The organism is Rhodococcus sp. ZPP (assembly GCF_017656075.1).
GTDB lineage: Bacteria > Actinomycetota > Actinomycetes > Mycobacteriales > Mycobacteriaceae > Rhodococcus_F > Rhodococcus_F oxybenzonivorans.
In genome coordinates this window covers 5,705,097-5,728,994 of record NZ_CP058638.1, presented here as the reverse complement: position 1 = coordinate 5,728,994, position 23,898 = coordinate 5,705,097, and the positions used below count along the sequence as shown (strand labels likewise).

Here is a 23,898-nt window from a genome sequence, read left to right as displayed (position 1 = left end):
ACCCATTTTCGTGCCCTGAAACCGGTGCAGCTGCCTAAAAGGAGTGCCTCAGCATCGTCGCCATCGGCCCGCTAGCTTGCGCTGGTGGCCGCGACCAGTGCTGCGGCGATCTCGGGCGCCGCCGCGACCGCGAGGGCGGGCAGCGCTTGTACGTTGAGTTCTATCAATTGCTCACGGGTGAGCTGCGGATCGCGCAACCAGCTGATCGTGACCTCCTCGACGTATGCGATCCAGCCACGGACGGTCAGTTCCACCGCGGGTGTCCGCTCGACGCCGAGGATCGGGAGCTGCTCGAGAGTGCGCTCGGACATCTTTGCCCGCGTCTCCTCGAAGACAGCCCGCATGTCGGGGTCGCCACTGGCTGTGCCTCGGAGCAGCGAAACGTAGGTGCCACGGTTCTCCGACACGTAGTCGACGTATGCGGCCAATACGGACCGCAGAATCTGCAACGGATCCCGGGCGTCGTCCACGTAGGGGTCGGGCGCAGTCCGGGCCAGCATCTCGCTGCTGGAGTGACGCACGATGGCGAGATGGAAGTCGTGCTTCGAAGCGAAGTAGTGGAAGAGCAGTCCCCGCGAGACTCCGGCCTGGTCGGCGATCTCCTCGACCGAGATCTGCTCGAGCGGCCGTTGCGCCAGCATCTTCACACCGAGGTCGATCAATTGTGCCCGTCGTTGCTCCGGGCTGAGACGGGTCCGCTTCACGACGTCCATGACAGCATCTTACTGAACGGAGGTCAATAGCTATTGACTACCCCTCAATAGCGCCCTATTGTCTCCTACATGAGTCTTCCCGTCACAGACACTTACGACACGACCGCGGGTGCCCGATACGTCGACACCTTGATTATCGGCAGCGGGTTCGCCGGGCTGGGCGCGGCCATCAAGCTCACCCAGGCAGGCAAGACCGATTTCCTCGTGCTCGAACGCGGCACGGAGGTCGGCGGCACCTGGCGCGACAACACGTACCCGGGCGCGGCATGCGACGTGCCCTCGCACCTGTACTCCTACTCGTTCGCGCTGAACCCCGAGTGGACACGCTCGTTCTCGACCCAGCCCGAGATCCAGAAGTACATCCAGTCGGTGGCGGACAAGTACAAGGTGCGCGACCGCCACGTTTTCGGTTGTGACGTGACATCCGCACACTGGAACGAGCAGACCACGCGGTGGGAAGTCACCACCACCAAGGGGAACTTCGTCGCGAAGATCGTCGTCTCGGCGGTCGGTGCACTGTGCGAGCCGGCGCTCCCCGACATCAAGGGCATCGAAGAGTTCGAGGGCGAGATCTTCCACTCCGCCCGCTGGAACCACGACGCCGACCTGACGGGAAAGCGGGTTGCCGTCATCGGTACGGGCGCCTCGGCCATCCAGATCGTCCCGGCGATCGGCAAGAAGGTGTCGCACCTCGACGTCTACCAGCGCACGGCCCCGTGGATCCTGCCTCGCGCCGACCGCGAGTACACGAAGGCCGAGCACGCCGCGTTCAAGTACCTGCCCGGTTTCCAGAAGCTGTGCCGTAGCGGGATCTACTGGATGCGTGAGAGCCAGGTCGTCGGGCTCGCGAAGGCACCGGTGTTCATGAAGCCGCTGCAGTTCGCGGCCGAGCGCCACCTGCGCCGCCAGATCAAGGACAAGGACCTGCGCAAGAAGGTCACCCCGAATTTCCAGATCGGCTGCAAGCGCATGCTGATCTCGAACAACTACTACCCGACGCTCGCGCAGGACAACGTCGACCTGGTGACCGAGGGCATCGCCGAGGTCAAGGGCAACGCAGTCGTCTCGAAGACCGGCACGGTCCGCGAGGTCGACGCCATCGTGGTCGCCACCGGTTTCCACGTCACCGACTCCCCCACCTTCCAGGGAATTTTCGGCAAGGACGGCCGCTCGCTCGCCGAGATCTTCGACGAAGGCGGGCAGCAGGGTTACAAGGGCGCGGCGATCGCGAACTTCCCCAACATGTTCTTCCTCGTCGGTCCCAACACAGGACTGGGCCACACCTCGATGGTTTTCATGATCGAGTCGCAGCTCAATTACCTGGTCGACGCACTCGACACCCTCGACAAGTACGGCATCGGCAAAATCGAGGTCCGGCAGGACGCGCAGGACCGATACAACGCCGACCTCCAGGAGAAGCTGTCGCACAGCGTGTGGAACAACGGCGGGTGCGCCAGCTGGTACCTCGACAAGCACGGCAACAACACGACACTGTGGCCGGGGTTCACCTTCCAGTTCCGGAATCAGACGCGGCGTTTCGACCTCGCGGCGTACGACAGTGTGGCCGCCGCCGACCTCCCCGCACCGGTGCAGGTGAACGGTCAGTCCTCGGACTCGTTCGCCATCTCGGCACAGATCGACCTCGACGACGACAAGGTGGCAGCACAGTGAGCACATTCGCAGGCAAGGTGGTCGTGATCACCGGCGCCGGTTCGGGCATCGGCAGGGCTCTCGCCGTCAATCTGGCAGGGCAGGGCGCCAAACTGGCAATCTCCGACATGGACACCGTCGGTCTCGCCGAGACGGCGCGACAGGTCGCCGCCCTCGGCGCCGACGTGAAGTCGGACCATCTGGATGTCACCGAGCGCGAAGCGGTACTCGCGTACGCCGACGCCGTGCGTGCCCACTTCGGCACGATCAACCAGGTCTACAACAACGCCGGTATCGCATATCACGGCGAGTTCGAGAAGTCCGAGTTCAAGGACATCGAGCGGATCATGGATGTGGACTTCTGGGGAGTCGTCAACGGCACCAAGGCATTCCTGCCGCACCTCATTGCCTCGGGCGACGGCCACCTGGTGAACATCTCGAGCCTCTTCGGTCTGTTGTCCATGCCGGGCCAGACCGCCTACAACTCCGCGAAGTTCGCGGTCCGCGGCTTCACCGAGTCGCTGCGACAGGAGATGCTGATTGCTAAGCATCCCGTCAAGGTGACCTGTGTGCATCCGGGAGGCATCAAGACAGCCATTGCCCGCAATGCCACCGCAGGCCCCGGCGAAGACTTGGACACGTTCGCCCAGTTCTTCGACAAGAAGCTCGCCCGGACCTCACCGGAAGATGCGGCTGCCACCATCGTCAAGGGTGTGCGCAAGGGTAAGGCGCGGGTGCTGATCGGCGCCGACGCGAAGTTCCTGGACGCCTGGGTGCGCGTGGTCGGCCCGAGCTACCAGCGAGTGGTCGCCGCCGTCGCCGGGCGTGTCCTTCCCAAGCCGAACTGAGGTCGCCGTGAGCTTCTCCTTGCCGCTCCCGGTAGTCGCCGCCGCGCTGCGGCCGTTCTACCGGCTGAGCCTCAACTCGCGGCTGCCGTATCCGGCGCAGAGGGCGCTGCTCGAAATGGCCGCACCGCTGCAGCAGATGCCGGAGGGGGCGGCCTGCCGCCCGGCCACCTTGGCCGGCCGGCCCGCCGAGCGGATCACGGTGGGCGCCACCGAGCGCCGGACCGCCGTGCTCTATCTCCACGGTGGCGCGTACACCATCGGCTCGCCCGCGACCCATCGGTCGCTGGCCGCGCATCTGGCACGTGAATCCGGAAGCGTGGTCTACACACTCGACTACCGCCTGGCTCCCGAACATCCGTTTCCTGCCGGGCTCGAGGACGCCGTAGCGGCGTTCCTCGAGCTGACCACAGAACACGGGTACGAGACAGGTCGACTGGCAATCGCCGGCGACTCCGCGGGCGGTGGTCTGGCGGCGGCCACGGCGCGGCGCCTGATCGACCGGCACGGGGTCACCCCGGCCGCGTTGGGACTCATCTCACCGTGGGTCGATCCGGGCAGGCGCGACACCATCCGGGACCGCGACCTCGTGGTGAATACCGCGTGGTCGTTCGACGCCGCCGAGAAGTACCTGGGGAGCGGAGACAAGTTCGATCCCGGTTATGCCCCGCTGCACGGAGATTTGAAGGGGTTTCCGCCCACTGTCGTTCACGTCGGACTCGACGAGGTTCTGTATCCACAGATCTTGGAGTTCGTCGACAAGCTCGAGAAGTCGGGCGTCGACGTGATGCTCACCGAATACGCCCGACTCTGGCACGTTGCGCACCTCCAGGCCTCGTTGGTACGCGAGGCTGCGGACGCCGTCGCCGAACTCGGGGCTTACTTGAAATCACACATGTGCGTCCAGCCAGACACGAGCGACGTCGGCTGAATCGGCACCACCGCGGACCTGGCCGATCATGTCGGCCAGGTCCGCTGTCGTCAGCTCCCCCGCCACCACGTTCAGCGCCTTGATCTGGGGTTCACCGAGCGCCCCGACCCGGTAGAGCGGCACCACGTTCTGGGCTGTGAAGATCGGCTCGTCGTCGTCCAGCAGAACGAGGTCCGAGCTCGCGACTTCCGGGGTCGCGGTGGTCACTCCTGCCACCACGGCGCCATCCACCTGTGCGGGGACGGAGAGTTCCGCGACCGCCGCGGCTCCGTCCGGAACCGCGCGCGTCTGTGCGAACGTGCAACCGGTCAGATCGGCGAGTGAGCCGGCCTCGAAATCGGGGGTGAGCACCGCGGAGCTACGACTGCACGCGGGAATGAGCTCGTCGAGCGTCGTCACCGCCATCCGGGTAGACGTGTCCGCAGACACCGCCAGCGCGGACCGATCCTCCGCCGCCGCATAGTCTGAGATCGAAAGACCTTGCGGCAGAGCCTGACTCAGCGCCTCGAATACCTCGTCCTGTTCCTTTTCGGTCGACTCGGGATCGTAATAGCGCAGCAGCCGGCCGGTGAACTCGGGCACCAACGTCACTTCGCCCGCATCGAGCCGCCGAAGATAGGAGGTGCGGTCGCCCAGGCCGGTCTCGGTGGATGCCGGCGCACCCGTCGAACGGAGAGCGCCCGCGTAGATTTCGGCCAGGACCCGGCTTTCCGCCGTGTCTCCCGATCCCACCACCACCTCACCCGAGGTCTGTCCCGCGGAACCGTCGAGAGCAGTGTTGTCGACATCGCAGGCCGACAGCGCGCCGGGAACCAGAATCAGCACCGACGCTGCCGCCCATGCCCCGAGACGAGCGGACTTCCGGGAACTCCCGTTCCCCGATCCGCCCTTACCTGTCTGTGCCACCTCGCACGCCTTCCCTCGCATCACGCTGAGCCGAAACCAGTGTTGCCCACCTGCCTATCGTTACACTGACGCCACATCGGCCCGGCGGTGTGCCCACCGGATCTCCCGATCATGCGGCAGTAGTGAACAAACGGCAGTGTGAACGAACGGAAGGACGCGCATGCGCACCTCGAACACATCCTCGGGTCGCGGGTTCGCCCGCCGCACTCTGGGCGGCCTCGCAGTCGCCACGGTTGCCGTGGTCTCCCTCGCCGCGTGCGGGGGCGGTTCCGATCCGTTGTCGGCCGAGGGCGAAGGGTCCGGTGACGACGCAAACGCCGTCATCGTGGGTTCGGCGAACTTCCCGGAGTCCGAGACGGTGGCCAATATCTACACCGAGGTTCTCCGCGCCAACGGTTTCGACGTAACCACGAAGTTCGACATCGGAAGCCGCGAGGCCTACATTCCGGCGCTGAAGGACGCGTCGATCGACGTCATTCCGGACTACACGGGCAACCTGCTGCAGTACCTCGATCCGGAGTCGACTGCCACCAGCGCTGCCGACGTCAACTCGGCACTTCCGGGTGCACTCGGATCGGAGTTGACGATCACCACCGCCGCCCCAGCCGAGGACAAGGACGCCGTCGTCGTCACGGCGGAGACCGCACAGAAGTGGAATTTGACCTCGATTGCGGACTTGGCAGCGCATTCGGCGGAGGTGAAGTTCGGTGCACCCGCCGAGTTCCAAGAGCGCCGCGCCGGATTGCCCGGACTGAAGGAGAACTACGGACTCGATATCGCACCGGCCAACTTCGTCCCCATCGCGGACAGCGGCGGCCCCGCCACGGTCGAGGCTCTGGCATCGGGGCAGATCACCGCGGCGAACATCTTCACCACCTCGCCGGCAATCGGGAAGAACAACTTTGTGGTGCTCACAGACCCGAAGAACAATTTTCCGGCTCAGAACGTCGTTCCGGTGGTGCGCGCAGCCAAGTCGACGGCCGAGCTGACTCGAGCGCTCGACGCACTGTCCGCGAAGCTGACGACGGAGGAGCTGGTGAAGTTGAACGATGCCGTGTCCGGTGACGCCAAGACGGAGCCGGCGGCAGCCGCGAAGCAGTGGGTCGTAAACCAGGGGCTCGACAAGCCGGTCTCCTGAGGAGTCGACGGTGATCACATTTTCGGGCGTCACCAAGCGGTACCCGGACGGCACCACGGCGGTCGACAACCTCGATCTGCATATCGACGCGGAGTCGTTCACGGTCTTCGTCGGGCCTTCCGGCTGCGGCAAGACCACATCGATGCGCATGATCAACCGGATGATCACCCCGACGGCCGGAACCATCTCGGTCGACGGCCGGGACATCGCCTCCACCGATGCAGTGAAGCTTCGCCTCGGGATCGGTTACGTGATCCAAAGCGCTGGACTGCTACCGCATCGCACCGTGATCGACAACGTCGCGACCGTACCGGTCCTGCGCGGTGACTCCCGCCGTGCGGCCCGGACGGCTGCGCTGTCGGTGCTCGAGCGGGTCGGTCTCGACCCCGCGCTGGCGGGCCGTTATCCCGGCCAGCTGTCGGGTGGGCAGCAGCAGCGTGTGGGCGTGGCCAGGGCGCTGGCTGCCGACCCGCCCATTCTGCTGATGGACGAACCGTTCAGCGCGGTGGACCCCGTGGTCCGCGAGGATTTGCAGGCGGAGATGCAACGACTGCAGGCCGACCTGCGCAAGACCATTGTGTTCGTGACGCACGATATCGACGAGGCGGTCAAGCTCGGTGACCGGCTGGCAGTCTTCGGACCGGGCGGCCGATTGCAGCAATACGATGCGCCCGACACGGTGCTGTCCGCGCCGGCCACCGATTTCGTCGCCGGATTCGTCGGCCGCGACCGCGGCTATCGCGGCCTGTCGTTCCGCGCGGCAGACGAGGTTTCCCTTCATCCCCTCCGGACGGCCACCGAACGGGAGCTGAGCACACTGCGGCTCGACCGCGGTGATTGGGCGCTGGTGGTGACCGATTCCGGTGTTCCGCGGGGCTGGATCGACGTCACGGGCGTCGAAGGGTTGCGCTCGGGCCGCCCGCTGTCGGAATGTACTGCGGCAGGCGGCTCACTGTTCCCGCCGGGCGGAGACCTGCGGCAAGCGTTGGATGCGGCCATCTCGTCGCCGTCAGGAATAGGTGTGGCCGTCGACAGGGACGGTGCCGCCCGCGGCGGCATCCTCGGGTCCGAGGTCATCGAGAAGCTGACGCAACAGCGGGCCGCCGAGGATCGCGCGCGGAACGAGCAGTTCTTCGCGCCCGCGTCCACTTCTCCCGACAGGCCGTGATCCTGTGCGGTGGCTCATCGACAATTTTTCCGTAGTCGTCGACCTGACGAGGACCCACCTGTACCTGGCGCTGATGCCACTCCTACTCGGCCTGGTCGTCGCCGTCCCGGTGGGCACCGCGATCCGGGGTGCATCGGTGCTGCGCAAGGTCACCACGACCATCGCCGGCATCGCGTTCACGATTCCCTCGCTGGCCCTCTTCGTCACCATCCCGTCCGTCGTCGGACTGCAGATCCTCGATCCGCTGAATGTGGTGATCGCCCTGACCATCTATTCCACCGCCCTGCTCGTCCGCGCCGTCCCGGAGGCCCTCGACTCGGTTCCCGCCGACGTCGTCGACTCCGCGAACGCGATGGGTTTCACACCCTTGCGCCGGGCACTGACAGTCGAATTGCCTTTGGCCTTACCGGTTCTCGCGGCAAGTGTGCGCGTGGTGGCGGTCACCAACATTTCGCTGGTCTCGGTCGGTTCGCTGATCGGGATCGGCGGACTCGGGACCCTGTTCACCCGCGGCTACCAGCGTGACTATCCCGATCAGATTCTCGCGGGGATAATCGCCATCGTCGTCCTCGCACTGGTCTTCGACCTGGCGCTGTTCCTCCTCGCCCGTGCGCTCACACCATGGACGCGGCAGAAGAAGGAGGCGGCGGCGGCATGAGCATCTTCGGCGGGGCGTGGGACTACATTGTAGATCCGGCCAACTGGGAGGGCAGGGCCGGAATCGGGGCGCGCATCCTCGAGCACCTCTGGTACAGCCTTCTCGCCGTCGCCTTCTCGGCCGCCGTCGCGGTTCCGCTCGGTGCGGTCATCGGCCATCTGCGTCGAGGCGAGGTGCTGGTGGTGGGCCTCGTCAACGCGCTGCGTTCACTTCCCACGTTGGGCCTGCTGACCTTCCTCGTGCTGCTCCTCGGGCTCGGTCTCATCCCGCCGATCCTCGCCCTGGTGGTACTCGGCATTCCGCCGCTACTGGCCGGCACCTACTCCGGTGTCGCGAACGTCGACCGGACGGTGGTAGACGCCGCCCGCGCGATGGGCATGACCGAGTGGCAGGTCCTCAGTCGCGTGGAGGCACCGAATGCGCTGCCGCTCATGCTCGGCGGACTGCGCAACGCCACACTGCAGATCATTGCAACCGCAGCGGTGGCCGCGTACGTCAACCTCGGCGGACTCGGACGGTACATCTTCGACGGACTCGCCTTGCGTCAGTACGACCGGGTACTGGTCGGTGCGCTCCTGGTGACGATCCTGGCCCTCGTCGTCGACGGGCTTCTCGCGCTCGCGGTGTGGGCATCCGTCCCGGGCACCGGCCGGCTACGTCGTGGAACCAGCGCTCAGGAGTGGGCCGACCTGGCAGTCGCCGCGAAGTCCCGCTAGAACGGCAAACACCCCGGGCGGGAACCTTGGTGCGGGCTCCGGTCCGGGGTGTTCAACGGATTCTCGCTAGTCGGTGACGCCTTCTGCGCGAGCAGCGGCGGCGACTGCCTCCGCGACAGCGGGGGCGACGCGAGGATCGAGCGGGCTGGGAACGATCTTGTCTACAGCCAACTCGTCACCGACGACCGAGAGGATTGCCTCGGCGGCGGCAAGCTTCATGCCTTCGGTGATACGGCGGGCGCCGGCGTCGAGCGCACCGCGGAACACACCGGGGAAGGCGAGCACATTGTTGATCTGGTTCGGGAAGTCGCTACGCCCGGTGGCCACGATCGCCGCGTGCTTCTTCGCGACCTCGGGGTGGATTTCCGGGTCCGGGTTCGACAGCGCGAAGACGATGGCGTCGTCCGCCATGGTCGCGATGAGTTCTTCGGGAACGGTGCCCGCGGACACTCCGAGGAACACGTCCGCACCGTCGAGGGCTTCGACGATCCCGCCGTGCCGGCCGGTGGGGTTGGTGCGGGCCGCGAGGTCGACCTTGACCTCGTTCAGGTCCTTGCGGTCGGCCGAGACGATGCCCTTGGAATCGAGAACGGTCACGTCGGCGATGCCGGCGGCGAGCAGGATGTTCGCGCAGGCGACACCGGCGGCGCCGGCGCCGGAGATGACGACGCGCAGCGAGGAGATGTCTCGCTTCTGCACCTTCACCGCACCCTTCAGGGCGGCGAGGACCACGATCGCGGTGCCGTGCTGATCGTCGTGCATGACCGGGCAGTCCAGGGCCTCGATCACGCGCTTCTCGATCTCGAAGCAGCGCGGTGCGGAGATGTCCTCGAGGTTGACCGCGCCGAAGCTCGGGCGCAACCGGATGAGGGTTTCGACGATTTCGTCGGGGTCCTTGGTGTCGAGCACCAGCGGAATGGAATTGAGGCCCGCGAAGTTCTTGAACAGTGCGGACTTGCCTTCCATCACCGGGAGGGAGGCGCGGGGACCGATGTCGCCGAGGCCGAGTACCGCGGAGCCGTCGGAGACCACGACCACGAGGCGGCTGGTCCAGGTGTACCGGTCCGCGAGGGTCTCGTCGGCGGCGATGGCGCGGGAAACCTGCGCGACGCCGGGCGTGTAGGCAATGGATAGGGCGCGCTGGGTATCGAGGGCGGTCGTGGTCTCAACCGAGAGCTTCCCCCCGATGTGGCCGGCGAAGATCTCCTCGTCGGTCAGCTCGACCTTCTGCGGTGTGGTGGGTTCGGACACGATGGACACGATGACACTCCTGCTAAGTCCAGGCTCACTCGGGGCCGGGTTACTGTGAAGTAACCATGCGGATCGGCGCTGATCTACGTAGTTACTCCGCGAACGACAACTGGTGAAGCTTCCGGTGCGCGCGATCACTTTGGCCGCAGAACTTCCGAAGCGTGGATGGCGCTGGGCGGGTGAGCCCTTGGCAACGCTGCCATAAATCCCCGCCGAAGGGCGGTGGCGCCGACGTCGGAGTGATGCTAAGTCAAGCACGAAGATCGCTGCACAATCAAATCGCCACGGGAGTCAGACGTCTCACGTTTTCCGGCTTCTACCTGTGAGAACAAGTTACCGACGGGTCACCGTGAGAGCCGGTTTCACATAACTCTCCGAGCGTCGGTCAACCCCACCATTGGGTGACCAGCAGAAGCGCTGCCGCAGCGAGGACGGCGACTGATGCGAGCACCGCGGCGAGACCGTCGCGGCGGTCGGCGATCCGCTGGGCCACGACCACGACCACGGACGCGACGATGTGCGCGGTGATCGAGACCGCTCCCGGACCCGGGAATCCCCTGCCGCCGCCCACATAGGCGGACCCGATCACGACGAGACACAGGATCACCACACCGGCCGCGACGGCGCCACTGAACGCGCGCGACGCCCTGACGACAAATGAGCTGCGACGTGGCTCGCGCGGGGGCACGGACCTCGGCGGCGTCGGGCCGTAGGGGTCGTCACGGCCAGCGTCGTAGCCGTGAGGGTCGTAGTGGTCGCGGTTGCCGTAGCGGTCCGAATCGCGGGCAGTCATGCCGAAATCACCTGTGTACCGGAGGCTTTGGAGGCGAGCTTGTCGAACTCGTCGGGGTCCGTGCCGAACTCGCCCAGCCGGATCGTCTTGTTCGTCCCGTGGTAATCGGAAGATCCGGTGACGACGAGCCCCAATTCGTCGGCCAGTCCCAGAAGGACCGCGACATCGGCCGACGAGTGGTCGGGATGATGCACCTCGAGCCCGTGTAAACCCTCAACGGCCAGCTCCCGGACGTGATCGAGCGACAGCAGCCGTCCCCGCGCCCGCGCCCGCCCGTGGGCGAGAACGCTCACCCCTCCGGCCTCGGCCACCAGTTGCACCGCCTCGTCCAAAGGGGTGTCGGATTTGTCGACGAAGTACCGGCCCCGCGGCGCCAGCAGGTCGACGAACGCCTCGTTGACACTGCTCACGACTCCGGCCCGCATCAGCGCCCTCGCCAGATGTGGGCGACCCGCGGCGGGACCCGCTGCCGCCAGGACCTCGTCGGCGTCGATGGGCAGGCCGTCCTCCATCATCAGCTCGGCCATGGCCCGGATCCTGACGACCCGTTCGGTTCGCAACCGCTCACGTTCCCGCGCGAACGCGGCGTGCGCGGGATCGAAGAGGTAGGCCAGCAGGTGAACCGCGACGGGACGACCGTCCTCACCCCGGCCCGCGCAGGACATCTCCATGCCCCGGACCAGGGTCAACCCGGCAGGCATCGCCGCAACCGCCTCTGCCCACCCCGCCGTGGTGTCGTGATCGGTGATGGCCACGACGTCCAGACCCGCGGCACCGGCCGCGCGCACGAGGTCTGCCGGACTGTCGGTACCGTCCGAGGCCGTCGAGTGAGTGTGGAGATCGATGCGCACCTGCCCAGTGTGTCAGGTGCGCTCGGGAAGGGTCCGGGCGTGCGTGCGTCGAGCGGTGTCGTGCCGTCCGGTCGTCGGGGATTCGGGACTCCGGTGCTCACGTAGGATTGCGCGACACCAGGTCCTCGGTCTCGACGCTGAAGGGAGTGCTCGCACCCATGCCCTCACTTCCGGCACAAGGCCGCGACAAGTCCGCGGGTCCCCGGATCCGCATCCCCACCGCACGCGCCGTGGTGGATTGCGGCGTGTACGTGGACGGCATCCGTCTGCCCGGTAAGTACACCCATCAGGCTGCCCTCGCCGAGGTTCGGCGGCGTGGCCGGGGATTCGTGTGGGTCGGACTCCTCGCACCCGACGAAGGTCAGATGGAGAGCGTGGCCGAGACGTTCGGCCTGCACGAACTGATGGTCGAGGACGCTGTCCACGCGCACCAGCGGCCCAAACTCGAACGCTACGACGACATCCTGTTCCTGGTGCTGCGGACCGTCAATTATGTGCCACACGATTCAGTGGCGACCGCCAGTGAGATCGTGGAGACCGGCGAGATCATGGCCTTCGTGGGCGCGGACTACGTCGTGACCGTGCGGCACGGCGATCATTCCGGGCTCGCGAACGTCCGGCGCTCGCTCGAGGAGAATCAGGAACGGCTCGTGCTCGGTCCCTATGCCGTCCTGCACGCGGTGGCCGACCACGTCGTCGATACGTACCTCGAGGTCACCCAGGCCATCGAACACGACGTCGACGGCATGGAGGAGGCGGTGTTCAGCCCGCGGAACACCGTCGCGGTCGAGCACATCTACCTGCTCAAGAGGGAGATCGTCGAACTGCGCAAGTCGGTGAACCCGCTGTCGAACCCGCTGCTGCGGTTGACGCAGTCGCCCGGCAATCCGGTGCCGAAGGAAGTGCGGCGGTACTTTCGCGACGTGCTCGACCACCACACCACCGTCGCAGAGCGGATAGCCGAGTACGACGAGGTGCTCAGCTCACTCGTCGACGCGGCTCTCGCCAAGATCGCCGTCCAGCAGAACACCGACATGCGCAAGATTTCGGCATGGGTGGCCATCGCCGCCGTGCCCACGATGATCGCAGGAATCTATGGCATGAATTTCGACAACATGCCCGAATTACATTGGCAATACGGGTATCACCTCGTGGTGGCCTTCATTGTGTCGGTCACGGTGGGACTGTTCGTCACCTTCCGCCGAAACAACTGGCTCTAGAGGGACGCCGCGCCGCGGTTCGGGTCGCGCACGTCGATGCCCGCCTCGGTCCACGCTTCCCGTAATGCCTCGGCGCCGCGCAGTCGCACCCACGCTGCCTCGGTTCCGGTGAGGGGCACGGCGGCGAGGAACTGCACCGCGTCGGCGGGTTCGGGAAGGGCCAGGTCCGGAATCGAGGACTTGCCCAGGAGCACCGCCGTGAACGGCGTGTCCTTCCACAACGGCTCGCCGAGGTCGAGGAGCGCGTCCTCGACGAGGACCACCCCCTCCACCGACGGCGCCGCCGCCAGCACCGCGAGCGTGCGCGCGACACCCGAGCTCACCCCGGCTCCCCCGCGCAGCGTCAGCACGAGTTCCGCGCGCGGACCCCGCATCGGGTCGGCCACCAATTCCCCGGGATCACCCATCGGGTGCCGGGAGCAACCCAGAGTCACGTACCGGACGAGATCGTCTTCGGCGGGAGGGAACCGCAGCACGTCGAGAGGCTCGACCCCCAGAAACGTCACCGAGGCGGCGGTCGGCTCGGGCCCGCCGATCTGTTCGAGCAGGTGCGCACGAACGGCTGCCACAACGCTGTCAGTCACCCCGCCATCAAACCACCGCGCGCGGTCACTCGTCCCCCGGCCTCTCGAGCCGGTAGCGTCGGGCCATGGTCTCGGTACTCGCGGTCTCCGACGAGACGATCGAGTCGTTGTGGACCCCGCAGGGGCGCACCATGAAGGTCGACCTCGTCCTCGGTGCCGGTGATCTGCCCTTCGACTATCTCGAGTATCTGATGGATGCACTCGATGCACCGTGCGTGTTCGTGCCCGGCAACCACGACCCCGACCTTTCCGGCTATTCCGCGGGCCGTGTCGGATGGATGCGTTCCGGTATGCCGTCGACGTGGCCGGGTCCGTGCGGCGCCGTCAACGCCGACGGACGGATCGTCCGCATCGCCGGACTGCGGATCGCCGGCCTGGGCGGATCGATTCGGTACAACGACGGCCCCAATCAGTGGACCGAACGGCAGCAGCGCCGGCGTGCCCGCAACCTGGCCATGACGAGTGCGTGGCATGCGCGCCGATCCGGAGTAGCCGGTGTCGACGTGCTCCTCACGCACAGCCCACCGCGCGGAGTCGGTGATCTCGAGGACCCGCCGCACCGCGGTTTCGAGTGTTTCGAGCAGCTGGCCGCACGGTTGCAGGCTCGGACACTCGTTCACGGCCACGTGCACCCGTACGGGACGACGCCCGTGGACAGAGTGCTCGGCTCCACGACGGTGATCAACACGGTCGGGTTCACTCTCATGGAGATGTCTTCGGGTACCGAACCGACGATCGTGAGGCGACGGCATGGCACGTGACACCGGTTTCCCTGCCGCCGACGCGGAGAACGACTTCACCCGTCAGCGCCGCCGCGCCGAGCTCTCCCGGCTGGTCAACTGGTTACGCAGGGAACCGGACGACGTCAACGAAATCCTGCCGTTCGACGAAGTGGTGGCCGCGCTCGGGAGGATCGGCGAACGGTCACTGGGGTTGCAGGTGATCCCCGTCAACTCGATCGTCGGGAGTGTCGACCGCACCAGTGACTTCGACCGGTACTTCCGTCCTACGTCCGCCCGGATACGCGAACGCTGGCAGCGGCTGGCCGCAGCGCAGCGCCGCGGCGAGTCGGTTCCGCCGATCCAGGTGTACAGAATCGGGTCGATGCACTTCGTCAGCGACGGCCACCACCGCGTGTCCATCGCCTACGCGATGCACTGGAGCACCATCGACGCGTACGTGAGGGAGATCCTCACCCGGATCTCGCCGGACGGCATCACGCAGCGCGGCGATCTGCTGATCAAGGACCATCGCCGACTGTTCCTGAGCCGGGTACCCCTCACCGGCGCCCAGCGCAAGGCGGTGACGGTCACCGATCCGTGGGAGTACGCGGAAATCAGCGAGTGCGTCGAAGCCTGGGGATTTCGTCTCATGCAGGAGATGGGCGAGTTCGTGGGCCGCGACACCGTGGCGCGTCGGTGGTTCGGCGAGGAATTCCTCCCGGTCGTGCGCATGGTCCGGGCCGCCGGCATGTTGCCCGACCACACCGATGCCGAAGCCTACCTGTGGGTGGCTCGAGAACGGTATCGCCTGGTGCGTCAACATGTCTGGAACGACGAGATCATCGCCGAACTGAGCCAGCGGGCGCCCCGCAAGCACCGGTCTACGAGTCCGTGAACCGCACCTCCCGGGTGACGGCCTCGGGGTGTGCGAACTTCAGCAATCGGCGCCCTTCCGCTTCGATGGCCGGCCGATGAGATTTGGCGATCGTGGTCAGCGGCTCCACCTCGAGGATCACCCCGTCCTTCTCCACGGTCGTGGTCGTGAAGCCCGCGACCCTGCCGCCCACCAGCACGGCAGGCTTGATGATCCCGTTCTGAGTGAAGACCCGCTTCCGCACCTCGTCGTCGAGAATCCGCCTGCGATCCGCATGGGAAAGAAGCACATTGTCGAAGGGCGCGAGGATGCGCACCGGCGCAGGCACCCCAGCCTCCGGCCGCGGCGCGTCCGGAAGGTCGAAAAGTTCCGTTCCCGATTCCGCGGTGAACACCCGCAACTGCGGGCGCAGCTCGTCCAGGATCTCGCCGAGCCGGGTCAAGCCTGACCACGCCTGTGCATCCAGGGCACTCGCCGGGCCGAACGCGGCGAGGTAACGCAGGACCATCGTCCGTAGTGACGGCGCCGGGTCGAGTGCTTGCCCCACCCACGACTCGAGTGTCGCCAGCGCGGGCTGTCCCGACCTGCCCCACAACCCCCGCGGTGGCACCTGGACCATCGGCACGAGCCCGCGCACCCCGTGCGCGAGGGCCGCGCCGCCGCGTCCGGGAAATCGCTCCTCGAGCAGCGGCCGCATCTGCAGTTGCGTGAGCGGCCGATCCTGGACGAGGTCGCGGCCGGCGGCGGCGAGAGCGGCGGCATCGATCCCGTAGAGGTGTGCCCGGTACTGCGTGTTGGTGCGCAGATCCCGATCGAGGAGCGGCTGAACCAGCGGGCGGAATGTCAGAGCGTCGGCCGCCGACAACGCGAACACGGTTCCACGCATGGCGACGATGCGAACCACTTCGCGGCGCTCGATGAGCTCGGAGAGGGCATCGGGCCGGAAATTCTCGATGCGTGCCCACAGGGCGAAATACGGCGGCATCGGGGCCTGGGCCTGCAGCCCGCACAGGTGCTCGATCATCTCGAGAGCCGGCGTCCCTGTTCGGCGTAGCAATCCCTGGCGGGCCAGCGTGGCCCGTCCCAGCGCCCGATCCGACATCCGTTCGGAACCCACCGCGTCGACCCCCTTTGTTAGTTAGCCCCAGTACCGTGTTTATCTGTCAGTGTCGACAGGACGACGCACGGAGGACCACATGAGCGCAGAACCCGGACCCACGCCGAGGATGCTGCTGCCGGTCATGTGCTTCATCGTCATGATTCTGGCGGTTCTCCAGACCTTGGTGGTACCGATCGTCGGCACGATCGGCGCCCAACTCGAGGTCGGGCCCACCGCCGTCGGGTGGCTCCTCACCGCCAACCTGCTCGCAGCTGCCACTGCGACGCCCCTACTCGGCCGGCTCGCCGATCTTCGCGGCACACGCCCGGTGCTGCTCGGTGTGCTCGTGATCGTGCTTCTGGGCTCGTTGCTCGGCGCGGTCGCCACGTCGATCGGTGTGCTCATCGTTGCCCGAGTGCTGCAAGGCGTCTCGTTCGCACTGTTCCCCATCGGAATTGCAGTCCTGCGCGACGAGCTGCCCCCCGAGAAGCTGACCGGGGCGATGGGCATTCTCTCGGGAACTCTGGGTTTCGGCGGATGTTTCGGGATCGTCCTCACCGGGGTGCTCGTCGCCGACGGCGCCGACTTCCACCGGATCTTCTGGCTCTCCTCTGCGATCACGCTTGCAGGTCTCGTCCTGGCGTGGTTCGCGATTCCCCGGCGCGCGCGGACGGGATCGGGGTCTATGGACTGGATCGGTGCGGTGGGTCTCGCCGCCGGCCTCGTCCTCGTCCTGCTCCCGTTGTCCGAGGGAAGCACCTGGGGATGGGGTTCGCCCGCCTCCATCATCAGCGGTGCTGCCGGACTGCTCGTCCTGACCGGGTGGTTCCTGTACGAGCGCAGAATCGCTCATCCGTTGGTGGCACCCCGGTTGCTCACCGATCCGCCGGTCCTCGTCACACACCTGTCCGCCCTCGTGGTGGGAATGTCGATGTTCGTGATGTTCCTGGGCAGTTCGTACTTCGTGCAGACGTCCCGTTCGGTCGCCGGATACGGCTTCGGCGCCACCGTGCTCGAGGCCAGCACCGTGTACCTGTTACCCGGCGCGGTCAGCGGAGTCCTCGCCTCGATCCTCAGTGGCACGATGATCCGCCACGTCGGCGCGCGTGTCGTGCTCATCGGCGCCAGCGTGGTCGGCGTCGCAGGCTTCATCCTGTTCATCGTCGCCCACGACCACACCTGGCAGGTGATCACCGCCATCCTGCTGATCAACACCTACATCAGCCTTGCCTACGCGGCGCTGCCCTCGCTGTTGGTCGCCGAGGTCCGGCAGGACGAGACCGGCGTGGCCAACAGCATCAACTCGATCGCGCGGTCGGTGGGCAGCGCGTTCGCCAGCGCCCTCATTGCGACCCTGCTGGCCGAAATCACTCTCTCCGGCACCGACCTCGCGGCCGAATCCGCCTACCTCATCGCGTTCGTCACCGGCGCCGTTGCCGCCGCTCTCGCCGGGCTGCTGCCCTTCTTCGGTATCACCCGCGTGATCCGCACACCCTCCGACGCGGAAGAGGACGAGATCCATGCCACCGCGCTCGCTGCCGAATGGGGCACGGTGGGCGGCCTCGGTGGCGCGAACACGAGCCCCGGCGAACGGCAGAGGACGTCATGAGTTCGCCTTGTCCCCTCGGTCAGCGAGTGATATTGGCCCCGGAATCCTGATCGAACACCGCGACTTTCGCGGGATCGAACCACAACTCCACCGGGCTGCCCTGCGCCGCAGACGACTCGGTCGACAACCGAGCCACCAGATGTCCCCCACCCGCGACCTCGGTGCCCGAGTCGGCAGCGAGCTCCTCGAGTTCCCGCGAACTCACCTGTGGTCCTTCTGCGGAGAAGTAGACATACTTGTCCGAGCCCATCGACTCGAGCACCTCGACCTGAGCGGTGAACGTGGCACCAGCGGCTTTCTGATCCGCGTCGATCAACCCGGCGTCCTCGAAGTGCTCCGGGCGGATACCGACCACGACGTCCTTCGACGCCCCGGAGGAGGTGACCTTCTCACGCGAGCGCGGAGGCAGCGCGAAGTTCCCGAGGGGAGTCGAAATCCCGTCCGCTGTCAGCTGTCCGGGGAAGAAGTTCATCGACGGCGATCCGATGAACCCGGCAACGAACAGATTGTTGGGATGGTCGTACAACTCCTGCGGTGCCCCGATCTGCTGGACGAGTCCCCCGCGCAGCACCACCACCCGGTCGCCGAGAGTCATCGCCTCGGTCTGATCGTGGGTCACATACACCGTGGTCGTTCCCAGACGTTGCTGGAGGCGGGAAATTTCGGTGCGCATCTGCACGCGGAGCTTGGCGTCGAGGTTGGACAGCGGCTCGTCCATCAAGAACGCTTTGGGACTGCGGACGATTGCCCGCCCCATCGCGACCCGCTGTCGCTGTCCGCCCGACAGATTGGACGGCTTGCGGTCGAGGTGCTGGGTGAGATCGAGGATCTTCGCGGCATCGTCCACCTTGGCCGCGATCTCCGACTTCGACATCTTCGCCAGCGTCAACGGGAACGCAATGTTCTGGCGCACCGTCATGTGCGGATACAACGCGTACGACTGGAACACCATGGCGATGTCCCGGTCCTTCGGCGCCTTCTCGTTCACCCTCTCGCCGGCTATGCGCAGCTCACCGGACGAAATGTCCTCGAGGCCCGCGATCATGTTGAGGGTCGTCGATTTACCGCAACCCGACGGACCGACCAGAATGATGAATTCGCCGTCGGCGATCGTGATGTCGACGTCGCTCACCGCCCGCGCACCGTCCGGGTAGAGCTTGGTTACCTTGTCCAGCACAATCTCGGCCACAGGTTTATCCCTTCACTGCGCCGGACGTCAGACCGGCCACGATGCGTCGTTGGAAGAAGAGCACGAAGACGATGATCGGAATGGTGATCACCATCGCAGCGGCGGCGATCGACCCCGTCGGCTCTTCGAACTGCGAAGCGCCGGTGAAGTTGGCGATCGCCGCCGGTGCGGTGATCGAGCGCTCCGTGGAGGTCAGCGAAATCGCGAACAACAGGTCGTTCCAGCAGAAGATGAACACGAGGATTGCCGCGGTGACGATACCGGGCGCCGCAAGCGGTGCGACCACTTTCCGGAACGCCTGCGCCGGTGTGGCGCCGTCCATCTTGGCCGCTTTCTCCAGCTCCCAGGGGATCTCCTTGAAGAAGGCCGACAACGTGTAGATCGCCAAGGGAAGCGCGAACGTGATGTACGGCAGGATCAAACCGGCCCAGGTGTCGAACAATCCGAGTCGGCGCTCGATGTCGAACAGCGGGCTCACGAGGGAGATCTGCGGGAACATCGCGATCAACAGCGCCACCCCCACCAGGAGCTTCTTGCCCGGAAAGTCGAGTCGGGCAATCGCGTAGGCAGCCATCGTCCCGATTACCACCGCGATCACCGTGGCGATCAGACCGATGCCGATGGAGTTGATCAGCGCGCTGGTGAACGCGTCGGTCGAGAAGATTCCGCGGTAGTTGTCGAGCGTCCACTTCTCCGGGATGAGCTTGCCGTCCTTGATGGTGCCCGCGGGCTTGAACGACAAGCTGGCTATCCAGAGCACAGGAACGAGCGCATACAGCAGGACCAGCAAGTTGACCGCCGACCAGCTCAGCCTGCGTTGCTTTGTTTCGACCATGGTTATCGCTTTCCTTCCGTGTCGGACCCGGGAGCCGAGGCACCGAAGAGCTTGATGAAGACGAATGCGAGGACGGCCACGCAGAGAAAGATCAGAACGCTGATGGCCGAACCGATTCCGAGATTGAAGGCCTTGAACAGGTTGTCGTAGCCGAGGATCGACAGGGAGCCGGTGTCGTTGGCGCCCTTGGTGAGCACGTAGATATTGTCGAAGATCCGGAACGCGTCGAGGGTGCGGAACAACAACGCCACGAGGATGGCCGGTTTCATGAGCGGGAGAATGATGCGCACCAGCCGGGTCCAAGCCCCGGCGCCGTCGACCTGTGCCGCCTTGAGCAGATCGTCAGGTACTAGGGCGAGACCGGCCAGCAGCAGCAGGGCCATGAACGGCGTGGTCTTCCAGACCTCGGCGAGGACGATGATCGCGAGCGACGGAATCTGCTGCGTGAGGGGAGCACTGCCGTCGGGTAGCAGATTTGCGAGGTAGCCGGTTCCCGGCGTCCACGCGTAGTACCAGCTGTAGGCGGCGGCCACGGTGACGATGCCGTAGGGAATGAGCACCACGGTCCGCACGAGCCCCTTGCCCACGATCGTGCGGTGCATGACCAGTGCGAGGATCAGACCCAGCACGAATTCGATCACCACAGACACGGCCGTGATGCCCACCGTGACCACGAACGCCTGCCACCAGTACCCGTCCGACAACACCGACACGTAATTGGCGAGGCCGACGAACTTGCGGTCGTCGGGGAATCGGAGGTCGTAGCGCTGCAGGCTCAACCACACCGCGTAGACCACCGGATAGGCCGTCACGGCGATCATGAGAATCGCAGCCGGTGCCACCAGCCACAGTCCCAGCCGGCGCTCGGCCTTCTTCCCCTCGGACACCTGTCTCTTCGTCGGCGCTGCCGGCTCGTCGGTCCGGTCCACCGGCACGGCTTCGGTCGTCACGGAATCAGTCCTTCCGAGTTGACCGCCTTACGCACCTGCTCGGCGAGTTCGTCGACGGTACGCGGCGGATCGATGTCACCGACCGGGTTCAACGTGGCGGTGATCAGGGTCGAGATGCTCTGGTACGCGGGCGAAACCGGACGCACCGCCGCCGTGTTCAGGCCGTCACGCACCTGCTGCCAGGCGGGATACGCCTCCTGGAATGCCGGATCGTCGTACAGCCTCGCCAACGTGGGCGGCACACCACCGTTGACGGCATTGTTGCGCTGGTTCTCCTCGTTACGTAGGCAGGACACCGCTTCGAACGCGAGGTCGGGGTGCCGGCTGGTCTTCGCGACCGCGATGTTGAATCCACCGATCGTGACCTCGGCCGGCCGGCCGGGAATCACCGCGGGGTACGGAGCGGCGAGGAAGTTCTGCTGCCCGTCGACCGTGAGCACCGTGTTACCGGTATCGACGGAGGTGGTGTTGCCCTTGTCGTCGATGAACGGCAGGTCACCCTTCTCCGCATTCTCGATCATGCCGGGAAGAACGAAAGGCCAGTTGACCTCGAAGGCCGCGCGTCCGCTTTCCATGCCGAGACGGGACGACGCCTCGTCGCCCTGAGAAATGGACGGGTCGGCGCCCTGTGCGGTGGCTACTCGCTTCATCACCTCGAGGGCTTTCAGCGTACCGTCACCGTCCGCGACGGTCACGGTGGTTCCGTCCTCGCCGACGACGGATCCGCCCGCGCTGGCCAGCAGGGTGTTGAACCACACCATCAAACCCTCGTACTGCTTGCCCTGCACCCCGATCCAGCTGGGCCGGCCCTCACTCGCCAGCCTCTCGGAGATATCGATCATCTGATCCCACGTCTGCGGCGGTTGCCCACCAGGCATGAGGTCCTTGCGGTACCAGAGCAACTGCGTGTTGGTGTTCAGCGGCGCGGCGTACAGCTGATCCTGCCACCGGGCCGACTCGAGGGGGCCTTCGAGAGTGCCCTCGGTGACCTCGGCCGCCACATCGTCGGGCAACGGCAATGCCCACCCCGCCTCGGCGAACTCGGCCGTCCACACGACGTCGAGCGTCATGATGTCGAGCGAGGTGTCGTTTCCGGTGAGGCGCCGGGCCAACTGCAGTCGCTGATCGTCTGCCCCCTTCGGAAGGGTGCGTTGCTCGATCGTGTATCGGCCACCGGCCGCGGCCGTGCAGTTGGCTGCGGCCTCGGCATACTGTTCCGCACCGTCGGCCGCCGTGTAGAAGCTGAGCACGGTGCCGCTGTCCGGTGAACCGCACGCCGCCAGCAGCGGAACCGTCAGGACGGTGGCCGCGCCGATGAGGCCCCATCTGACTGCGAGTCCGGGCCTGCCCGGACGACCGGATTCTGTCGATGTACGCCGCACAGCCGCCTCCTCGAGCGGTCCTCACGAACCCAGTCGCGGTACGGCTGGCACGCAGGCCCGCACAGTGGTTCCTGCCGGATCGTGCAGTCCCGCCAGGTCACGGTTTCACCGAGGGGAAGACCCCTCGCATTGCGCCGTAAACCTATCCGAGATCGACCTGAAACTGGCGGAAATCACCGCGAACGAGACGAAAAGCGCGCAATCCGTAATACGAGCCCGCCCACGTCTCGGTTCAGAGCGCCAGCTTGGCCAGCATGTCGCGCGCCGCCTCCGCGGTCTTCGGCTCACACAGCACGTCGTACCGCCCGGCGACCAATTGCATTGTGGACGCGAAGTCACGGGTACCGCGAGTGGCCGCATACGGGATGGTGGTGGAGATCAGCCCGAAGATGATGCCGCCGACGATGCCCACCACGAGCGGTGCGAGGAATCCGCCCGTGACGATACCCAGCAGAAGGCCGAAGAAGACACCGAGCCAGGCACCTGAAACGATGCCGCCGCCAATGACTTTGGCCCACGTCAACCGGCCGAGTACTCGCTCGACCTGCATGAGGTTCACTCCGACGATGGTGACGTCCTCGACCGAGAACTCCTGATCCGACAGGTAGTCGACGGCACGCTGCGCCTCCGCGTACGTCGGGTACGAACCGATGGGCCAGCCCGTGGGAGGTTCCGGCAGAGCCCCTCGCCGCGCCCCGTTGGACTGTCCGAGTGGATTCGTCATCGTCAGCTGGTCTCCTCGTGTAATTCTCTCAGGATCGATCCTGTGAGAACCATTCTGCCTGTTTCCGCTAACGCTCGTCGGGCGGCGTGAACTCGGAGGTCCGCGTCATTCCCGCGGCACGGCCCTTGGCCGAGATCACGAGGGCCATCTTCCGACTGGCCTCGTCGATCATCTCGTCACCGAGCATCACTGCGCCACGTCCTCCGCCGGCCGCCGACGTGTGGAACTCGTAGGCGTCGAGGATCAGTTCGGCGCGGTCGAAATCGCCCTGTCGGGGGCTGAACACTTCGTTGGCCGCATCGATCTGCGTGGGATGCAGCACCCATTTCCCGTCGAAACCCAGAGCGGCGGTGCGCTGCGCAGAACGCCGGAATGCCTCCACGTCGCGGATCTGAAGATACGGCCCGTCGATGGCCTGGATGCCGTGTGCGCGTGCGGCCATGAGGATCGTCATCAGTATGTGATGGTAGGCGTCACCGCGGTCGTAGCCGTCCGGCTGTTCCCCGACCACCAGCGTGCGCATGTTGATACTCGCCATGAAATCCGCCGGCCCGAACACCAGCGTCTGCACCCGGGGACTGGCCGTTGCGATGGCGTTGATGTTGGTGAGTCCGATGGCGTTCTCGATCTGCGGTTCGATCCCGATCCGCCCGACCTCCAACCCGTTGGCCTTCTCGATCTGGGTCAGCAGTAGGTCGAGGGCCTGAACGTGGCTGGCGTCCGGCACTTTCGGCAGCAAGATGGCATCGAGGTACGCGCCCGCACGCCCGACGACCTCGGCGACGTCGGTATGGGTCCACTCGGTGGTCCAGTCGTTGACCCGCACCACCTTGATCTGTTCTCCCCACCCGTTCTCGGCAAGGGCGTCCGCGACGGTGACGCGGGCTTCCTGCTTCGCCAACGGCGCCACGGCGTCCTCGAGGTCGAGGAAGACCTCGTCCGCGGGAAGCCCCTTGGCCTTGTCGATCATCTTGCGACTGCTGCCCGGAACAGCCAGAACCGATCGGCGTGGCCTGAAGACGGAACTCATGACGGACGATCCTCCACTTTCCACAGGTGTTCGATTGCCTGGATCCCCGTACGAGGATCT

The 23,898-nt window shown here is 66.0% G+C and carries 24 protein-coding genes; 11 read left to right on the top strand and 13 right to left on the bottom strand.

What is annotated here, in order from left to right:
* Positions 1–71: 71 nt before the first annotated feature.
* Complete coding sequence (locus tag HYG77_RS26450; RefSeq protein WP_208961129.1) at positions 72–713, bottom strand: TetR/AcrR family transcriptional regulator; 642 nt, start codon at positions 711–713, stop codon at positions 72–74.
* A 69-nt stretch (positions 714–782) separates the two neighbouring features.
* On the opposite strand from HYG77_RS26450, the gene HYG77_RS26445 reads away from it, so the two are divergent.
* Genes HYG77_RS26445 through HYG77_RS26435 form a run of 3 tightly spaced genes read left to right on the top strand, consistent with a single transcriptional unit; the run spans position 783 to position 4,139 of the window.
* Positions 783–2,384 carry an NAD(P)/FAD-dependent oxidoreductase gene (locus tag HYG77_RS26445; protein ID WP_109331804.1) on the top strand — a complete coding sequence of 534 codons (1,602 nt, stop codon included), beginning with the start codon at positions 783–785 and terminating at the stop codon, positions 2,382–2,384.
* Positions 2,381–3,211, top strand: coding sequence for an SDR family NAD(P)-dependent oxidoreductase (locus HYG77_RS26440; RefSeq protein WP_109331805.1), 831 nt, complete (start codon positions 2,381–2,383; stop codon positions 3,209–3,211). Before HYG77_RS26445 ends, HYG77_RS26440 begins: the two co-directional genes overlap by 4 nt.
* 7 nt (positions 3,212–3,218) lie before the next feature.
* Positions 3,219–4,139, top strand: a complete 921-nt coding sequence (locus HYG77_RS26435; protein WP_208961128.1) for an alpha/beta hydrolase fold domain-containing protein — start codon at positions 3,219–3,221, stop codon at positions 4,137–4,139.
* Here HYG77_RS26435 and HYG77_RS26430 read toward each other — a convergent pair.
* The gene (locus tag HYG77_RS26430; protein WP_244373220.1) at positions 4,098–5,045 is read right to left on the bottom strand and encodes an ABC transporter substrate-binding protein; all 948 of its coding nucleotides are present in this window, start codon (positions 5,043–5,045) and stop codon (positions 4,098–4,100) included. The two genes, HYG77_RS26435 and HYG77_RS26430, sit on opposite strands and share 42 nt — an antisense overlap.
* Before the next feature lie 160 nt (positions 5,046–5,205).
* Here HYG77_RS26430 and HYG77_RS26425 point away from each other — a divergent pair, with 160 nt between their 5' ends.
* From HYG77_RS26425 to HYG77_RS26410, 4 genes are read left to right on the top strand one after another with little or no spacing between them, the layout of a single operon-like run.
* Entirely contained in the window at positions 5,206–6,183 is a 978-nt protein-coding gene (locus tag HYG77_RS26425) for an ABC transporter substrate-binding protein (RefSeq protein WP_208961126.1), read from the top strand.
* 10 nt (positions 6,184–6,193) lie between these two features.
* Entirely contained in the window at positions 6,194–7,351 is a 1,158-nt protein-coding gene (locus tag HYG77_RS26420) for an ATP-binding cassette domain-containing protein (RefSeq protein ID WP_109331808.1), read from the top strand.
* Between the two features lie 4 nt (positions 7,352–7,355).
* Positions 7,356–8,009 (top strand): ABC transporter permease subunit, encoded by a 654-nt coding sequence (locus HYG77_RS26415; protein WP_208961125.1) that lies wholly within the window; start codon positions 7,356–7,358, stop codon positions 8,007–8,009.
* Positions 8,006–8,725, top strand: a complete 720-nt coding sequence (locus HYG77_RS26410) for an ABC transporter permease (protein WP_208961124.1) — start codon at positions 8,006–8,008, stop codon at positions 8,723–8,725. Before HYG77_RS26415 ends, HYG77_RS26410 begins: the two co-directional genes overlap by 4 nt.
* A gap of 66 nt (positions 8,726–8,791) precedes the next feature.
* On the opposite strand, the gene HYG77_RS26405 is transcribed toward HYG77_RS26410, so the two are convergent.
* From HYG77_RS26405 to HYG77_RS26395, 3 genes are all read right to left on the bottom strand, one after another.
* On the bottom strand, positions 8,792–9,985 hold the full coding sequence (locus HYG77_RS26405; RefSeq protein ID WP_208961123.1) for an NADP-dependent malic enzyme: 1,194 nt from the start codon (positions 9,983–9,985) through the stop codon (positions 8,792–8,794).
* Positions 9,986–10,361: 376 nt separating this feature from the next.
* On the bottom strand, positions 10,362–10,769 hold the full coding sequence (locus tag HYG77_RS26400) for a hypothetical protein (RefSeq protein ID WP_208961122.1): 408 nt from the start codon (positions 10,767–10,769) through the stop codon (positions 10,362–10,364).
* Entirely contained in the window at positions 10,766–11,620 is an 855-nt protein-coding gene (locus HYG77_RS26395) for a PHP domain-containing protein (RefSeq protein WP_208961121.1), read from the bottom strand. Before HYG77_RS26395 ends, HYG77_RS26400 begins: the two co-directional genes overlap by 4 nt.
* Positions 11,621–11,778: 158 nt before the next feature.
* Here HYG77_RS26395 and corA point away from each other — a divergent pair, with 158 nt between their 5' ends.
* Positions 11,779–12,840 (top strand): magnesium/cobalt transporter CorA, encoded by a 1,062-nt coding sequence (gene corA, locus HYG77_RS26390; protein ID WP_208961120.1) that lies wholly within the window; start codon positions 11,779–11,781, stop codon positions 12,838–12,840.
* On the opposite strand, the gene HYG77_RS26385 is transcribed toward corA, so the two are convergent.
* Positions 12,837–13,424 (bottom strand): suppressor of fused domain protein, encoded by a 588-nt coding sequence (locus HYG77_RS26385; RefSeq protein ID WP_201453445.1) that lies wholly within the window; start codon positions 13,422–13,424, stop codon positions 12,837–12,839. The two genes, corA and HYG77_RS26385, sit on opposite strands and share 4 nt — an antisense overlap.
* 65 nt (positions 13,425–13,489) lie before the next feature.
* Between HYG77_RS26385 and HYG77_RS26380 the strand changes: the two genes are divergently transcribed.
* Complete coding sequence (locus HYG77_RS26380; protein WP_109331819.1) at positions 13,490–14,185, top strand: metallophosphoesterase; 696 nt, start codon at positions 13,490–13,492, stop codon at positions 14,183–14,185.
* Positions 14,175–15,041, top strand: a complete 867-nt coding sequence (locus HYG77_RS26375) for a chromosome partitioning protein ParB (protein ID WP_208961119.1) — start codon at positions 14,175–14,177, stop codon at positions 15,039–15,041. The genes HYG77_RS26380 and HYG77_RS26375 overlap by 11 nt, the downstream gene beginning before the upstream one ends.
* Here the strand turns inward: HYG77_RS26375 and HYG77_RS26370 are convergent.
* A complete protein-coding gene (locus HYG77_RS26370; RefSeq protein WP_208963530.1) occupies positions 15,028–16,122 on the bottom strand; it encodes a winged helix DNA-binding domain-containing protein in 1,095 nt (364 codons plus the stop codon). The two genes, HYG77_RS26375 and HYG77_RS26370, sit on opposite strands and share 14 nt — an antisense overlap.
* A gap of 94 nt (positions 16,123–16,216) precedes the next feature.
* On the opposite strand from HYG77_RS26370, the gene HYG77_RS26365 reads away from it, so the two are divergent.
* Positions 16,217–17,728: an MFS transporter gene (locus HYG77_RS26365; RefSeq protein WP_244373216.1), complete on the top strand. Its 1,512-nt coding sequence runs from the start codon at positions 16,217–16,219 to the stop codon at positions 17,726–17,728.
* A gap of 19 nt (positions 17,729–17,747) precedes the next feature.
* Here the strand turns inward: HYG77_RS26365 and ugpC are convergent, their stop codons facing one another.
* From ugpC to HYG77_RS26335, 6 genes are all read right to left on the bottom strand, one after another.
* Positions 17,748–18,917, bottom strand: coding sequence for a sn-glycerol-3-phosphate ABC transporter ATP-binding protein UgpC (gene ugpC, locus HYG77_RS26360; RefSeq protein ID WP_109331836.1), 1,170 nt, complete (start codon positions 18,915–18,917; stop codon positions 17,748–17,750).
* A gap of 4 nt (positions 18,918–18,921) precedes the next feature.
* Positions 18,922–19,752, bottom strand: a complete 831-nt coding sequence (locus HYG77_RS26355; protein WP_109331837.1) for a carbohydrate ABC transporter permease — start codon at positions 19,750–19,752, stop codon at positions 18,922–18,924.
* A 2-nt stretch (positions 19,753–19,754) separates the two neighbouring features.
* On the bottom strand, positions 19,755–20,702 hold the full coding sequence (locus HYG77_RS26350; protein ID WP_109331838.1) for a sugar ABC transporter permease: 948 nt from the start codon (positions 20,700–20,702) through the stop codon (positions 19,755–19,757).
* Positions 20,699–22,084 carry an ABC transporter substrate-binding protein gene (locus tag HYG77_RS26345; RefSeq protein ID WP_244373214.1) on the bottom strand — a complete coding sequence of 462 codons (1,386 nt, stop codon included), beginning with the start codon at positions 22,082–22,084 and terminating at the stop codon, positions 20,699–20,701. Before HYG77_RS26345 ends, HYG77_RS26350 begins: the two co-directional genes overlap by 4 nt.
* Before the next feature lie 232 nt (positions 22,085–22,316).
* Positions 22,317–22,808, bottom strand: a complete 492-nt coding sequence (locus HYG77_RS26340) for a general stress protein (RefSeq protein WP_109331840.1) — start codon at positions 22,806–22,808, stop codon at positions 22,317–22,319.
* Positions 22,809–22,875: 67 nt separating this feature from the next.
* A complete protein-coding gene (locus HYG77_RS26335; protein WP_208961118.1) occupies positions 22,876–23,838 on the bottom strand; it encodes a CoA ester lyase in 963 nt (320 codons plus the stop codon).
* Positions 23,839–23,898 lie beyond the last annotated feature (60 nt).

What these genes read in the sequence shown, in the direction of transcription:
- HYG77_RS26450 (WP_208961129.1), bottom strand. Translation starts at nt 713, where the DNA reads ATGGACGTCGTGAAGCGGACCCGTCTCAGCCCGGAGCAACGACGGGCA.
- HYG77_RS26445 (WP_109331804.1), top strand. Translation starts at nt 783, where the DNA reads ATGAGTCTTCCCGTCACAGACACTTACGACACGACCGCGGGTGCCCGA.
- HYG77_RS26425 (WP_208961126.1), top strand. Translation starts at nt 5,206, where the DNA reads ATGCGCACCTCGAACACATCCTCGGGTCGCGGGTTCGCCCGCCGCACT.
- HYG77_RS26410 (WP_208961124.1), top strand. Translation starts at nt 8,006, where the DNA reads ATGAGCATCTTCGGCGGGGCGTGGGACTACATTGTAGATCCGGCCAAC.
- HYG77_RS26400 (WP_208961122.1), bottom strand. Translation starts at nt 10,769, where the DNA reads ATGACTGCCCGCGATTCGGACCGCTACGGCAACCGCGACCACTACGAC.
- corA (WP_208961120.1), top strand. Translation starts at nt 11,779, where the DNA reads ATGCCCTCACTTCCGGCACAAGGCCGCGACAAGTCCGCGGGTCCCCGG.
- HYG77_RS26380 (WP_109331819.1), top strand. Translation starts at nt 13,490, where the DNA reads ATGGTCTCGGTACTCGCGGTCTCCGACGAGACGATCGAGTCGTTGTGG.
- HYG77_RS26375 (WP_208961119.1), top strand. Translation starts at nt 14,175, where the DNA reads ATGGCACGTGACACCGGTTTCCCTGCCGCCGACGCGGAGAACGACTTC.
- HYG77_RS26370 (WP_208963530.1), bottom strand. Translation starts at nt 16,122, where the DNA reads ATGTCGGATCGGGCGCTGGGACGGGCCACGCTGGCCCGCCAGGGATTG.
- HYG77_RS26365 (WP_244373216.1), top strand. Translation starts at nt 16,217, where the DNA reads ATGAGCGCAGAACCCGGACCCACGCCGAGGATGCTGCTGCCGGTCATG.
- HYG77_RS26355 (WP_109331837.1), bottom strand. Translation starts at nt 19,752, where the DNA reads ATGGTCGAAACAAAGCAACGCAGGCTGAGCTGGTCGGCGGTCAACTTG.
- HYG77_RS26340 (WP_109331840.1), bottom strand. Translation starts at nt 22,808, where the DNA reads ATGACGAATCCACTCGGACAGTCCAACGGGGCGCGGCGAGGGGCTCTG.
- HYG77_RS26335 (WP_208961118.1), bottom strand. Translation starts at nt 23,838, where the DNA reads ATGAGTTCCGTCTTCAGGCCACGCCGATCGGTTCTGGCTGTTCCGGGC.